15 protein-coding genes are annotated in these 14,120 nt (G+C 47.6%); 12 read left to right on the top strand and 3 right to left on the bottom strand.

Annotated features, from left to right (window positions below; all coding sequences use genetic code 11):
- Window positions 1-33: 33 nt before the first annotated feature.
- On the bottom strand, window positions 34-480 hold the full coding sequence (locus NYE28_RS15635) for a YtoQ family protein (RefSeq protein ID WP_012118214.1): 447 nt from the start codon (window positions 478-480) through the stop codon (window positions 34-36).
- A gap of 197 nt (window positions 481-677) precedes the next feature.
- Here NYE28_RS15635 and NYE28_RS15630 point away from each other — a divergent pair, with 197 nt between their 5' ends.
- The 12 genes from NYE28_RS15630 to motS all read left to right on the top strand — a co-directional run bounded on the left by NYE28_RS15630 (window position 678) and on the right by motS (window position 12,291).
- A complete protein-coding gene (locus NYE28_RS15630; RefSeq protein ID WP_003152373.1) occupies window positions 678-1,001 on the top strand; it encodes a thioredoxin family protein in 324 nt (107 codons plus the stop codon).
- A 15-nt stretch (window positions 1,002-1,016) separates the two neighbouring features.
- Window positions 1,017-1,826 carry a DUF1444 domain-containing protein gene (locus tag NYE28_RS15625; protein WP_012118213.1) on the top strand — a complete coding sequence of 270 codons (810 nt, stop codon included), beginning with the start codon at window positions 1,017-1,019 and terminating at the stop codon, window positions 1,824-1,826.
- 14 nt (window positions 1,827-1,840) lie between these two features.
- Window positions 1,841-2,446, top strand: a complete 606-nt coding sequence (gene ytpR, locus NYE28_RS15620; RefSeq protein WP_094031890.1) for a YtpR family tRNA-binding protein — start codon at window positions 1,841-1,843, stop codon at window positions 2,444-2,446.
- 167 nt (window positions 2,447-2,613) lie between these two features.
- On the top strand, window positions 2,614-5,217 hold the full coding sequence (locus NYE28_RS15615; RefSeq protein ID WP_160242218.1) for a DNA translocase FtsK: 2,604 nt from the start codon (window positions 2,614-2,616) through the stop codon (window positions 5,215-5,217).
- Between the two features lie 240 nt (window positions 5,218-5,457).
- On the top strand, window positions 5,458-6,756 hold the full coding sequence (murC, locus tag NYE28_RS15610; RefSeq protein WP_032873626.1) for a UDP-N-acetylmuramate--L-alanine ligase: 1,299 nt from the start codon (window positions 5,458-5,460) through the stop codon (window positions 6,754-6,756).
- Between the two features lie 155 nt (window positions 6,757-6,911).
- Window positions 6,912-7,334, top strand: a complete 423-nt coding sequence (locus NYE28_RS15605; protein WP_007408777.1) for a DUF948 domain-containing protein — start codon at window positions 6,912-6,914, stop codon at window positions 7,332-7,334.
- Window positions 7,335-7,366: 32 nt separating this feature from the next.
- Entirely contained in the window at window positions 7,367-7,780 is a 414-nt protein-coding gene (locus NYE28_RS15600; protein WP_003152380.1) for a YtxH domain-containing protein, read from the top strand.
- Between the two features lie 25 nt (window positions 7,781-7,805).
- Entirely contained in the window at window positions 7,806-8,132 is a 327-nt protein-coding gene (gene ytxJ / locus NYE28_RS15595) for a bacillithiol system redox-active protein YtxJ (RefSeq protein WP_342490164.1), read from the top strand.
- A gap of 235 nt (window positions 8,133-8,367) precedes the next feature.
- Window positions 8,368-9,444 carry a bifunctional 3-deoxy-7-phosphoheptulonate synthase/chorismate mutase gene (locus tag NYE28_RS15590; protein WP_003152383.1) on the top strand — a complete coding sequence of 359 codons (1,077 nt, stop codon included), beginning with the start codon at window positions 8,368-8,370 and terminating at the stop codon, window positions 9,442-9,444.
- 279 nt (window positions 9,445-9,723) lie between these two features.
- A complete protein-coding gene (gene ccpA, locus NYE28_RS15585; RefSeq protein WP_012118209.1) occupies window positions 9,724-10,728 on the top strand; it encodes a catabolite control protein A in 1,005 nt (334 codons plus the stop codon).
- Between the two features lie 68 nt (window positions 10,729-10,796).
- Complete coding sequence (gene motP, locus NYE28_RS15580) at window positions 10,797-11,612, top strand: flagellar motor protein MotP (RefSeq protein ID WP_342490163.1); 816 nt, start codon at window positions 10,797-10,799, stop codon at window positions 11,610-11,612.
- Complete coding sequence (gene motS / locus NYE28_RS15575; RefSeq protein ID WP_076425121.1) at window positions 11,602-12,291, top strand: flagellar motor protein MotS; 690 nt, start codon at window positions 11,602-11,604, stop codon at window positions 12,289-12,291. The genes motP and motS overlap by 11 nt, the downstream gene beginning before the upstream one ends.
- Before the next feature lie 9 nt (window positions 12,292-12,300).
- Here the strand turns inward: motS and NYE28_RS15570 are convergent, their stop codons facing one another.
- Together NYE28_RS15570 and NYE28_RS15565 are read right to left on the bottom strand one after the other, a co-directional pair.
- Window positions 12,301-13,467 carry an acetoin utilization protein AcuC gene (locus NYE28_RS15570; protein ID WP_342490484.1) on the bottom strand — a complete coding sequence of 389 codons (1,167 nt, stop codon included), beginning with the start codon at window positions 13,465-13,467 and terminating at the stop codon, window positions 12,301-12,303.
- The gene (locus tag NYE28_RS15565; protein WP_012118206.1) at window positions 13,464-14,108 is read right to left on the bottom strand and encodes an acetoin utilization AcuB family protein; all 645 of its coding nucleotides are present in this window, start codon (window positions 14,106-14,108) and stop codon (window positions 13,464-13,466) included. The genes NYE28_RS15570 and NYE28_RS15565 overlap by 4 nt, the downstream gene beginning before the upstream one ends.
- Window positions 14,109-14,120 lie beyond the last annotated feature (12 nt).

Raw genomic sequence — 14,120 nt, 5'->3', positions numbered from 1 at the left:
AAAAATAAGCAGGACCGCATAAAGGCGGCCTGCTTATTCTGTTTCAAATAAATAAGAGAGTGCTTTCATCGCTTGATTGACGGTTTCGACCGTGATATTCGCTTTTCCGGAAAGCTCTTTCAGCGGATGATGAAGTTCTTTCGGACGGATGAGAATGAGCGGCTTTCCTTTTGCGATGGCATAAGAAGCATCCATCGCGGTATTCCACTGCTTATATTTCTCGCCAAACAGGGCGATCACAAAATCGGCTTTTTCCATCAGCACCTCTGTACGGAAATTGTTGATATCAGAAGCTCTGGCGTCTTTTAAAACAGAATCGGGCTGCACGCCCATAATCTCTTCTCCGATATTGTCTGAGCGTTCATGGTTTTCCATCGGGCCGACAAACGTAATCGGCAGGTCCAGCGATGTTGCTTTTTGTTTGATCTCGTCCCGCCAATTACTGTGGATTTCACCCGCTAAATACACGACAAACTGCATCTTTTGTCCCTCCTTATGTACATATTCAGATTTTCGTACGGCTACAAGCAAAATGGTAAACGAAACTTGCTTGATAATGCAAATGAAATATGATAATGATATTGCATATAGTTGGTCTTGCTGTAAACAGTCTGGTATGATCCAATTGGACAAACATCAGCATATAAAAAACTCATAATCCAGATGGAGGAATGACAATGAAAAAGATTGAAAGCACGGAAGAATTGCAAAAAGCGGTACAAGACGATTGGGCGGTATTTATGTTTTCAGCGGATTGGTGCCCGGACTGCCGCTTTGTGGAGCCGTTTCTCCCTGAGCTGGAAGCGGACTTTCCTGAATTCACTTATTACTACGTAGACCGCGATCAATTTATTGATACATGCGCGGAATGGGAAATTTACGGCATTCCGAGCTTTGTTGTGTTTAACGGAGGAAAAGAAGTGAACCGCTTCGTCAGCAAAGACCGTAAAACAAAAGAAGAAATTGAGCAATTTTTAACCGATTCCCTTGCTAAAGCATAAAGGAGGCCACGGGCTTTGAAAATGACGTCAAGGAAGCTGGCGGATTTATTAAAACAGCGCCTGCAGCACGAGAACCGATCCTTCTTTTTTGACAGAGAAAAAGACACCCTCCGTGTTGAGGATCAAACGACCAAAAAAGGCATCACATTGGAGCTCCCGCCTATCATTGCGAAGTGGGAGACGAAAAAAGAAGAAGCGATCGACGAAATCGTCTACTATGTGTCAGAAGCAATGGAGGCGATGGAAGGCAGCGGACAGGAGATGTCCGGAAAGGAAGCCGGAATCTATCCGGTCATCCGCTCCACATCATTTCCCGATCAAACGAGCGACGGCATTCCGCTCGTGTATGATGACCATACGGCCGAAACGAGAATCTACTACGCGCTTGACCTCGGCAAGACGTACCGCTTAATTGACAGCCGTATGCTCGAGAAAGAAAACTGGACAAAAGAACGGATCAGGGAGACGGCGTCATTCAATCTCCGCTCTCTTCCTTCAGTTGTGAAACAGGATACGGTTGCGGACAATTATTTTTATTTTTTCAGGGCGAATGACGGCTATGACGCCAGCCGGATTCTCAATGACTCGATTCTTCATGAATACAAGCAGGCCGCTGAAGGCGAATTGGCGATTTCCGTCCCGCATCAGGATGTATTAATACTTGCTGACATTCGAAATGAATCGGGTTATGATATTTTAGGGCAAATGTCCATGAGCTTCTTTGCAAGCGGCACGGTGCCGATTACGGCCCTTTCATTTCTGTATAATGAAGGCAGACTGGAACCTGTGTTTATCATGGCGAAAAGCCGGCCGAAAAAGGATTAGAAAGGATTTTTCTTATGAACGCTTTTTACAATAAAGAAGGTGTGGGAGATACGCTTCTGATCTCTCTTAAAGATGCGGCACGCGAAGAAATCGGCTATGTAAGAGAAGGCGATGTCGTCAGAATCTTTAACAAAGAAACAAAAGAAACGACGGGCTTTAATATTTTTAACGTGTCTTCTTATCTACAGATTGAGGACAACGGCCCCGTCGCTTTGTCTGAGACATTCGTTCAGGATGTGAATGAAATACTGAACAGAAACGGCGTTTCAGAAACGCTGACAGTTGACCTTTCTCCGAAATTTGTTGTCGGTCACGTTGAATCGAAAGAAAAACATCCGAATGCGGATAAACTGAATATCTGCCAAGTGAATGTGGGAGAGGAAACCCTCCAAATCGTTTGCGGCGCGCCGAACGTGGACAAAGGGCAAAAAGTCGTCGTCGCTAAAGTCGGCGCGGTGATGCCGAGCGGACTTGTGATTAAAGACGCTGAATTAAGAGGCGTTCCGTCAAGCGGCATGATCTGCTCCGCGAAAGAACTCGCTTTGCCGGATGCGCCGGCGGAAAAAGGGATTCTTGTTCTTGAAGACAGCCGCGAGGCCGGCGAAGCATTTCAATTCTAACTCCCATAAATAAGCGCACAGAATCGAATGATGTGAGAGAAAGCCGTTAAGCAGGCCTGCTTAACGGCTTTCTTCAGTTGGGAGCTTAATCTTTTCTGAGCCGCCCGGCAATGGTATACTAAATATCGTCCCAGACTACTAAAAAGGGAGTTAGAGAGTGATTAAACATGAGTTGGCTGAATAAATTTTTTGACTTATTTTTAGGTGAAAAAGAAGAAGAGCATGAACGTGAACCAAACACGCATGCCCAAATCCCGAAACAGCAGATACCGGATCAGCCAGAAGGCAAATTCACGCGCATGGAAGATCCTAAAATATATTACGAATATCCGAAAGGGAATTTCCGCTTCCCTGTCGTTCCGGACGGCTATAAGCGAACGGAGCAAAACCAAAGACAGCGGGAAAGGCACGAACGCCGCCAGCCGTCCCGGGATTATGCCGCCGGGAAGGAGCAAACCGAGCGGAAACAGCATACACATAAAGAGCCTGATACGGTGAAAAAGCCGTTTAAACCGTCATCCATTCCTTCACCGGTTTACGGCTTTCAATCTCAGCACAGCATAAAAAAAGCGCCTATATCCGAAAAGCGGCGTGAAGAGAACGTAACATTGCTGTCAGAGGAGGAATTTGTTCCGCCAAAAGCCGGTCAGGAAACGGAAAAAGAGCCCGTCTTCACAACATCCGGCATAACAAAACAGACGAATGACCGGCCAGAACAGTTTACGAAACAAGAAACGGAAGAAATCCCGGCCGTTAAAAAAGAGGAGCTTCACACCGAGGCTGAGAATGCAAAAGAGCAAGTGTTTGCAGCAGCAGAACCGCAGCAGACTGAAGAGCGGGAGCACACGGAAAGCGCGGAGTCAGCCGGCTTTACAGAAGAACAAGAGCATGAACAAACCCGCCCGCAGCCTATTAAAGAGCCTGAGGATGAAGTATCCCGAACGGCTGAAAACACAGAGGAACAAGCGGCGCCGCAGGAGGAACATCAGGAGCCTGAGCCGGAAAAAGCACCGCCTTATGAAACCGCAGAAGAAACGGCGTATACATACACAGAACCCGGATACGATGAGGAAGTTCAGCCGCAGTCTGAAGACAAGCCCGAATCAGCTGAAACCGACGCGGAACAGGAAGCAGACTCTCAGCCTGAGTACAATGAAGTCACGCGGCATTCAGACCCCGAGCCTGAACCTGCAAGCATCGAGACGGCCGATGCCCCGTCCCGGCCTGCCGAAGAAAAAACAGAGCATCACGGACAGCCTCAGACTGTGAAAAAAGCGGAGCGGCCGAAAGAGCGCAATGTACCGTTTAACGTCATGATGCTTAAAAGCGATAAACACAAGCAGGCGAAGACGCCAGAGGGCGGAGCGAGCTATGTCTTTCCGAATCTGTCGCTTCTGGACGTACCGCCGGCGCAAAGACATGACGACCAATCGTGGATTGAAGAACAGCGCGAGCTTTTAAACGTTACACTGAAAAACTTTAATGTGCGCGCCCAAGTCGTTCATGTCACACAAGGCCCGTCCGTCACACGTTTTGAAGTGCATCCTGAGCCCGGGGTGAAAGTAAACAAAATTACAAACTTAGCAGATGATATTAAACTGAGCCTGTCTGCCAAGGATATTCGGATTGAGGCGCCGATCCCCGGTAAAAACACGATCGGCATTGAAGTTCCGAACCGCGTAAGCAAAGTCGTTGATTTAAGGCAGATGATCAGAAGCGCCGCTTTCAGGACGAATCCGTCTCCGCTTACAGCCGCGCTCGGTGTCGATATTTCCGGAAACCCGGTCGTCATTGATTTGAAAAAGATGCCGCACGGGTTGATAGCGGGTGCGACAGGATCGGGAAAAAGCGTCTGCATCAATACCATTTTGGTCAGTCTGCTTTATAAGGCGGATCCGAGTGATGTCAAAATGCTTCTGATTGATCCGAAAATGGTCGAGCTTGCGCCTTATAACCAAATTCCGCATTTGGTCAGCCCCGTCATCACGGACGCCAAAGCCGCGACCGCCGCGTTAAAATGGGTTGTGGAAGAGATGGAACGGCGATATGAACTGTTTGCCCATTCGGGTGTGAGAGATATCGGCCGCTTTAATGAATTAACCGCCGATCATAAGACAGGCGAAAAGCTTCCATACCTCGTAGTGGTCATTGATGAGCTTGCCGATTTAATGATGGTCGCGCCGAACGATGTGGAAGAAAGCATTGCCAGAATCGCGCAGAAAGCGAGAGCCTGCGGCATTCATCTGCTTGTCGCGACACAGCGTCCGTCTGTCGATGTCATTACCGGAATGATCAAGGCAAACATACCGACGAGGATTGCATTCTCCGTCTCAAGCCAGGTAGATTCCAGAACAATCATCGACATGGCGGGAGCGGAAAAGCTGCTCGGAAAAGGCGACATGCTGTACTGGGAAAACGGTACCGGAAAACCGGTGCGCCTGCAAGGCAACTTTGTATCCGACAGAGAAATTGACCGCGTCGTCTCTCATGTCAGAAAGCAGCTGCCGCCTTCTTATTTGTTTGAACAGGAAGAACTGATCAGGCAGGGAACCGCCCTCAAGGAAGAAGACGAACTGTTTCCTGAGGCGTGCCAATTCGTCGTGGAGCAAAACAGCGCCAGCACCTCAAGCCTTCAAAGAAGGTTCAGAATCGGTTATAACCGCGCCGCGAGGCTGATTGACATGATGGAAGCCGAAGGCATGATCTCAGAAGCGAAGGGCAGCAAACCCCGTGAAGTGCTGATTACGGCCGCTGACATTGCTCAAGAATAAGAATATCGTTCATTTTTCTCACAAACATGGTATGATAGTGGATGGACCATCAAAACTGCATCACTGTCACGCGCTGAAATATCATGCGGCAGGTTTAATCAAAAAGAAAGTTACAGATACTGACGATAACGTAAAAATAAATGGAAGCGCCGCTGTGCGGGCTTTTTGCCCGCGGCGGTCGCAAAATGAAATGAGCGTCATATACTGGGGAACAGATAGACGTTTGTTGGAGGTACGATTATGACTGTTTATCATTTTGTTGGAATAAAAGGGACAGGTATGAGCCCGCTTGCTCAAATCCTGCATGATACAGGGTATCAGGTGCAGGGATCGGATATCGAGAAGCAGATTTTCACTCAGGCTGCCCTTGAAAAAAGAAATATCCCGATCTATCCGTTCAGCGCCGATAACATCAAACCCGGTTTAACGGTAATCGCCGGAAACGCATTCCCTGATTCTCATCCGGAAATCGCAAAGGCGCTCGCTGAAGGGATTCCTGTCATCAGATATCATAAATTTTTAGCTGAATATATGAAAAAATACACAAGTGTCGCGGTAACGGGCGCACACGGCAAGACGTCCACAACGGGCCTCTTGGCACACGTGATGCAGCAGGCGAAGCCGACTTCGTTTCTTATCGGGGACGGAACGGGCAGAGGAAATGAAAGCAGCGAATACTTTGTATTTGAAGCCTGCGAGTACCGCCGTCATTTCTTAAGCTATCAGCCTGATTATGCGATTATGACGAATATTGATTTTGACCACCCTGATTATTTCGCCAACATTGACGATGTGTTTGATGCTTTCCAAAACATGGCGCTTCAAGTCAACAAAGGCATCATTGCCTGCGGTGATGACGAGTACCTGCCGAAAATTCACGCCAATGTGCCTGTCGTGTATTACGGCACGGGAGAAGAAAATGATTTTCAAGCGAGAAACATCGTAAAAAATACGGAAGGCACGACATTTGACGTCTTTGTCCGCAATACGTTTTACGATACGTTCTACATCCCGGCATACGGGCATCACAATGTCCTCAATTCCTTAGCGGTCATTGCGCTCTGCCACTATGAAGAGATAGACGTGAACATGATTAAGCTCGGGCTTGAATCATTCGGCGGCGTCAAACGCAGATTCAATGAAAAAGTGATCGGCAGCCAGGTACTGATCGACGACTACGCCCACCATCCGACTGAAATCAAAGTCACGATTGAGGCGGCGCGCCAAAAATATCCCGAACGTGAAATTATCGCGGTATTTCAGCCGCATACGTTTACACGGACGCAATCATTCCTGGATGAATTCGCAGAAAGTTTAAGCGCGGCCGATCGCGTGTATCTGTGTGACATTTTCGGCTCTGCCCGCGAGAACGTCGGCAAGCTCACGATCACGGATCTTCAGGAAAAAATCGATAACGCAGAACTCATTGAAGAAAATGACACATCCGTGTTAAAAGCGCATGAAGGTGCAGTGCTGATCTTCATGGGCGCCGGAGACATTCAAAAATATATGAGAGCCTATGAAAACGTCATAGCGTAACGAAAAAGCAGTGGGGCTCTCACTGCTTTTTTGCGCGTGCTGCAAAGGGATTTACCGAGAAACGGAGAAATAGTATACATACAGATCTTTCATATATGTTTATCATTTTAAGAATTGGGTATATACCACTATATCCTGCATTAAGGAGGTATTAGATGATCATCATTCTTTACTTAAGCGTCGCACTCATTGCCGTTGCATTTCTCATTCTCGTCATCTATCTGTCCAAAACATTAAAGTCCGTGCAGATGACTTTAACAAACGTTGCCTCGACTTTAGACGGCCTTGAAGGGCAGATGAAAGGCATTACCGCAGAGACAACCGAGCTGTTACATAAGACAAACCGTCTCGCGGAAGACATTCAGGAAAAATCAGAGAAATTAAATACGGTTGTCCATGCTGTCCAGGAAGTGGGAACTTCCGTCCAGCAGTTTAATACATCCATAAAGCAGGCAGCAGGTTCCGTTACGGCCTCTGTAAGAGAGAATCAGGATAAGATCAGTCAGGTTGTCACCTGGAGCCAGGCCGCTATGGAAATATGGGACAAGTGGAAGCAAAAGAAAAAAACATCGCTTTAATCATAAGAAAAATCCACTAAGGAGGAATCATAATGAGCAAAGATGGAATCAATAGTAAGGATTTTTTAATCGGAACGCTGATCGGGGGAATTATCGGCGCGACAACGGCGTTGTTTCTGGCGCCTAAATCAGGTAAGGAGCTGCGCGACGATCTCGGCAGTCAGGCTTCTGCGTTAAAGGATAAGACGGACAGAATGACGGCCGACGCGAAAGAAAAAGGCTCTCAATATGTCAGCATCGCCAAAGACAAAACATCTAATATCACCCAGCTGGTAGCTGATCAGTCAGGCCAGATTATGAATAAAGTGAAGGATTTAAAAGACCGTTCTAAGAGCACACTAACCGAGAAAGCCGAAGAGACGAGAAGCGAAATGCAGGACACGGCCCAAAGCATCAAGGCCGAAGCGGAAGACGCCGGGGAAAAAGCCGGTCAGGCAAATCGCTGATCTTCAATAAGGAGAGATAACCGACATGACAAAACAGCTGATATCGTCTGAAGAAGAGTTCAAAAATGCCGCTGAGAAAGAAAACACGCTGGTGTTTTTGAAACACAGCACAACCTGCCCGATCAGCCAAGCCGCGTTTCAGGAGTTTGACGCCTTTGCATCGGAGCATTCGGAAGTGCCTTCTTATTACCTGCAGGTGCAGGACAGCCGGCCGCTTTCAAACTATATCGCCGAGGTATACGGCGTGAAACATGAAAGCCCGCAAGTATTCGTCATTGCAAACGGCGAAGTGAAATGGCACGCGTCTCATTCACAAATCACAAAAAACGCAATAGAGCAGCACCTTTCATAATTGCTGGCCGCCGGTTGATACCGGCGGTTTTTTTTTGAAAAAAACTATTGATCATTTCAGCCGGATCATGTAGGATATCAATATATACTGCTTCAACGCATAAAAGCTTAAAAGCGTTTTTGTGATAAAGTCGAATGTGAAAAAATTTATTATTTCATATTCCTATTTTCGCATAACTGTAGTAAGATGCATGTTAACCATTAAAATAAAACATAGCATAGAAGGGATGAAAAAGATGAGCAACAAGGAATTAGAGAGCCTAAGACAGCAGGCAGACGCACTAAACTTAGAAATCCTTAAATTAATCAATGAACGCGGAGCCGTTGTAAAAGAAATCGGTAAAGCAAAGGAAGCACAGGGTGTCAACCGATTTGACCCTGTCAGAGAGCGTACAATGCTTAACCGCATTATTGAAAGCAATGACGGCCCATTTGAAAACTCAACGATCCAGCATATTTTCAAAGAAATTTTCAAAGCCGGACTTGAACTTCAAGAAGAGGATCACAGCAAAGCGTTGCTCGTCTCCCGGAAGAAAAAAGCAGAAGATACGATCGTTGATATTAAAGGTGAAAAAATCGGTGACGGCGATCAGAGATTCATCGTCGGACCTTGTGCCGTAGAAAGCTATGAGCAGGTTGCCGAAGTAGCGGCCGCAGCGAAAAAACAAGGCATTAAAATCCTGCGCGGGGGCGCGTTTAAACCCCGCACAAGTCCGTATGATTTCCAAGGTCTCGGCGTAGAAGGCCTGCAAATTCTTAAACGCGTCGCTGATGAATATGACCTCGCGGTGATCAGTGAAATCGTAACGCCCGCCCACATTGAGCAAGCGATTGATTACATTGACGTCATTCAGATCGGCGCGCGGAACATGCAAAACTTTGAATTGCTGAAAGCCGCCGGTTCCGTTAAAAAGCCGGTATTGTTAAAACGCGGTCTTGCCGCAACAATTTCAGAGTTCATCAATGCAGCTGAATACATCATGTCACAAGGAAACGACCAAATCATTCTTTGTGAGCGCGGAATCAGAACGTACGAAACGGCAACGAGAAACACACTCGACATTTCTGCCGTGCCGATTTTGAAACAGGAAACTCACTTGCCGGTGTTTGTTGACGTCACACACTCAACAGGCCGCCGTGATCTCCTGCTTCCGACAGCAAAAGCGGCGCTTGCGATCGGCGCTGACGGCGTGATGGCCGAAGTTCACCCTGATCCTTCCGTTGCCCTTTCAGACTCTGCGCAGCAGATGGATATACCTGAATTCGAGAAATGGCTGAACGAATTAAAGCCAATGCTGAAAGTAAAAGCATAATACAACGTTCCGCTCTTTAAAGGCCGCCTCGCGCGGCTTTTTTTTCGTATCTTCATTTTATTTAATTATAAAATGAAAGTGAACGTTTTCATCACTGGGAAAAACGTGTATAATTTCATGAGAGATATTTAAATTTGATGAATAATGAAAAATAATGTACACTACTGACTTACGCTTACAATCATAAACGACAGAATGCGAAATCGTACGACATTTCTTTACATAAAGTGTTTATGCTATAGATAAGGATAAGTGTATCCAGTAAAAGGAGTGGTTTCAGTGAGCAACATTACGATATACGATGTGGCCAGAGAAGCAAATGTCAGTATGGCGACTGTTTCCCGCGTCGTGAACGGCAACCCGAATGTAAAACCGACGACCAGAAAAAAAGTATTGGAAGCCATTGACCGGCTCGGCTATCGCCCGAATGCGGTGGCAAGAGGGCTTGCAAGCAAAAAAACGACTACGGTCGGCGTCATCATCCCTGATATCTCAAGCATTTTCTACTCTGAACTTGCGCGTGGAATTGAAGATATCGCGACGATGTACAAATATAATATTATTTTAAGCAACTCGGACCAAAATCTTGAGAAAGAACTACATCTGTTAAATACGATGCTCGGCAAACAAGTGGACGGTATCGTATTTATGGGCGGCAACATTACGGACGAGCATGTCGAAGAATTTAAGCGCTCTCCTGTGCCGATCGTCTTGGCGGCATCAGTGGAAGAACAGGGCGAGACGCCTTCTGTCGCCATTGATTATGAACAGGCGATTTATGATGCCGTTAAGCTTTTCATTGATAAAGGGCATCGCGATATTGCATTCGTCTCCGGACCGATGCAAGAGCCGATCAACCGTTCGAAAAAACTGCAAGGGTACAAACGGGCGCTTGAAGAAGCGGCGATTCCGTTTAACGAGCAATTCGTAGCGGAAGGCGATTACACCTATGATTCCGGTATGGAGGCGCTTCAAAGCTTGATGGGCCTTGACCGGAAACCGACGGCGATTCTTTCTGCGACGGATGAAATGGCCCTCGGCATTATCCATGCGGCCCAAGATCAAGGTCTTTCGATACCTGATGATCTTGATATTATCGGTTTTGACAATACGAGATTGAGCCTGATGGTCCGCCCTCAGCTTTCAACAGTCGTGCAGCCTACGTACGATATCGGCGCCGTGGCGATGAGACTTTTGACAAAACTGATGAACAAAGAGCCGGTTGAAGAGCAGATCGTCGAATTGCCTCACCGCATCGAATTAAGACAATCAACCAAGTCATAAAAAAACGGAAAAGCAAGCTTCACTCTGAGGGGTGGAATCTTGCTTTTTTACTTGAGTAAGGAGAAGATATGAAACGTTTTGATTATCTGACGCCCGTTGGCTTTATGTTAGGCTGTATTATTGTCGCAATCGGTATTCTGTCAGGGACGGGACTGGCGGGAATCAGTTCATTTTTAGATCTGACTTCTTTTTTAATCGTCACAGGCGGCCTTGCTGCGGCGATCTTTATCAGCTTTCCGCCGAGGGATTTAAAGAAAACCCCTTCTGTTCTGAAACAGGTATTCTCCCGTCAGGATGACAATGTGAAAGAGCTTGTCAGAGTATTTGTCAGCCTTTCGGAGCAGGCGCGCAGGCAGGGGCTTCTGTCTCTGGATGACCAGGCGCGTGAGATCAAGGATCCGTTTTTAAAAAAAGGCCTTTTGCTTGCGATTGACGGCTGGGACGAGGAAACGATCCGGCTGGTGATGGATTCTGAGATCGCCGCGATGGAAGAAAGACACAGAAAAGGAAGACGCGTTTTTGAAAAAGCCGGTGATTTCGCACCTGCCTGGGGAATGATCGGGACGCTCGTCGGACTCGTTCTCATGCTCAAAAACTTAAATGACCCGCACACCCTCGGACCGAACATGGCCGTTGCGCTATTGACGACGCTGTACGGAGCGCTGCTTGCCAACTTGGTGTTTGTCCCAATCGCGGCAAAGCTTGAAGAAAAAACGGAAAGTGAAATTTTCATCAAACAGGTCATGATCGAAGGGGTTGTCGGCATCCAATCGGGCAAAAATCCCCGCAACCTCGAAAGTCAGCTCGTCGTCTTCAGCTCAAGAGAAGACTGGCGTAAAGGACAGCCTGCGAACAAGAAAAAGGGCGCTGTCCATGAAGCTTAGAAAAGAGCGTTTTGAAAGAAGAAACAAACCGGAACATTCCGGCGGTTCACCGAGATGGATGGTGACGTTCGCTGACTTGATCACGCTCATTCTCGTGTTCTTTATATTGCTTTTTTCGATGTCGCAAATAGACGCGGAAAAATTTCAATCTGCCGTTTCATCGATTCATACAAACGGCAGCGGGGGTGAACCGTCGTCATCAGACAAAGCAAACGAAAATAAAGAACAGGATTTGCTGTTACAAAACGTGAAGACATACATAAAAGCGCATCATTTGAGTTCGAAATTGACGGCGAAGCGCGATGAGCGCGGAGTGGTTCTGGTGCTTCAGGAGGCCGTTCTGTTTCAGACAGGAAAAGCGGATGTGCTGAAAAACGCCGAGCCGGTTCTGCATCAGATCGCGGTGCTTTTAAAAACAATTCCGAATGACATACAGGTAGAAGGCCATACGGACAGTCGCCGGATTTCCACCTATCAATTTCCGTCAAATTGGGAGCTGTCGTCTGCAAGAGCGGCGAGTGTGATCCGGTATTTTACCGCGAATGAAGACTTTTCCGCCAAACGGTTTATCTCTGCCGGGTATGCGGATACGAAACCTGTGAAGGACAACAAAAGTCCCGGACATATGAAAGAAAACCGCCGTGTAGAAATTGTGATCAAAAAAACGACCTCCTCATAAGGTCGTTTTTTATTTAGTCTTATACCGCTGCTCATACCGGATGGAAAAAAGTGCTTTTTCCACGGTTTGGGCATTTTTTTCTGAAATTTCTTCTTTGCGGGGAATCGGAGGATATAATTGTTCAGGATCACTCCAAAAAGCGGGCAACGTGCAGGGGGAGTGCTTCTGCCATTTATCAATCCATTTCTGCGGTATGCGCTCCCCGGGATCAATCCCTTTCATCTCAAGCCAAATGCGGCTCCACGCTCTCGGGACGACTCTCCAAATATCGTATCCGCCGCCGCCGACCGCGATCCATCTGCCGCTGCAATATTGATGGGCTAATGAATGAGCGAGCCGCGGGATCTCCTGATAAATGGAGATTGTATTGGACAGGTGTGTCAATGGGTCGTAATAATGGGCGTCCGCACCGTTTTGGGTAAGAATCACATCCGGCTTAAAAAAAGCCGCGATTTCTGAGGCGGCCGTATTGTAAGCGTGAAGAAAGGAATCGTCCTCTGTGAAAGCGTCCAGCGGAATGTTAAAAGAATAGCCGTAGCCTTGCCCGCTTCCTTTTTCCAGTACCTGTCCCGTCCCGGGAAATAAATAACGCCCGGTCTCGTGAAAAGAAACAGTGCAGACATCAGACCTGTCGTAAAACGTAAATTGAACGCCGTCGCCGTGATGGGCGTCTGTATCAATGTATAGCACTTTTGCCCCGTAGTTCTTCTGGATGTATTGGATGGCCACGGCGCTGTCATTATAGATACAAAAGCCTGAGGCCCTGCCGCGGAAGCCGTGGTGAAGGCCGCCTCCTAAATTGCAGGCGTGCCTTGCTTGTCCCGTCATGACATAATCAGCCGCCGTTAAGGTGCCGCCCACCAGAAGTGACGCGGCTTCATGCATGCCGGCAAAAACGGGGGTGTCTTCCGTTCCGAGACCGTAGCTTTCTCCTTCTGCGGCAGGGAGCCGGCCCGCACCCGCTAGTTCCACCGCCTGTATATAATCCTCCGTATGAACGAGAGCCAGCTCTTCTTTAGCGGCCGCGCGCGGTGTGACGATATCTCCTTCGTCAAACGCATCCGCCGCCTGAAGCAGATCGTATGTTAAAAGCACACGACGCTGATTGAACGGATGTTCCTGATGAAATTGATACGTCTGATAAGAAGGCGAGTAAACAAAAACGCTGTCTCTCATGGCTGATCCCTCAAATGTTTCGGCCATAAGACATTGTATCCGGCTTCTTGAACGGCACGGATAAAAGGGAGCGGATTCATCGTCTTCACCCGGAAGACGAGAATGTTCGACCCGGCGGAATCATGGGGATAGACGAGCACACTCAGGATTTGCAGCTGAAGATCACGGCACATGCAGCTGAGATCAGCAAGGCTTTTTGTCATATCCGTCACCAGGATTTCCACCTGTGATCCCGGCTGGGCCGCGCCTGTCAGGCTGACGAAAGTCCGGAGCACGTCGGTTTTCGTTAAAATGCCCGTCAGCTTATGGTTTACCGTAATCGGCAGACAGCCGATGCCGTGCTCATAAAAGGAAGCGGATATTTCTTCTACAAAGTCAAGCGGATGAGCGCAGATGACATTCCGCTTCATAATGGTCTCCACTTTGTTTGTCAGAAACGCGCCGCGTTCCTTTTGTTCAAAGCTGCCGGGGCCGGCCTGTTTAATGTCTCTGTCTGTGACAATACCGATGACGTGCAGCTCGTCGTCGATGACAGGGAGATGGCGGATATGATATATCTTCATTTTACGGACGGCTGTTTCAATGGAGTCGTGTTTTGAGACGGTGATGACGTCCCGTTTCATGATTTGTTCTGCAATCATCTTTTTATCCCC

This window comes from Bacillus sp. FSL R5-0443, assembly GCF_038608285.1.
In the GTDB taxonomy this organism is placed as follows: Bacteria; Bacillota; Bacilli; order Bacillales; family Bacillaceae; genus Bacillus; species Bacillus velezensis.
The sequence above is the reverse complement of the archived record's forward strand: the minus strand, read 5'-3'. Positions and strand labels throughout refer to the sequence as shown.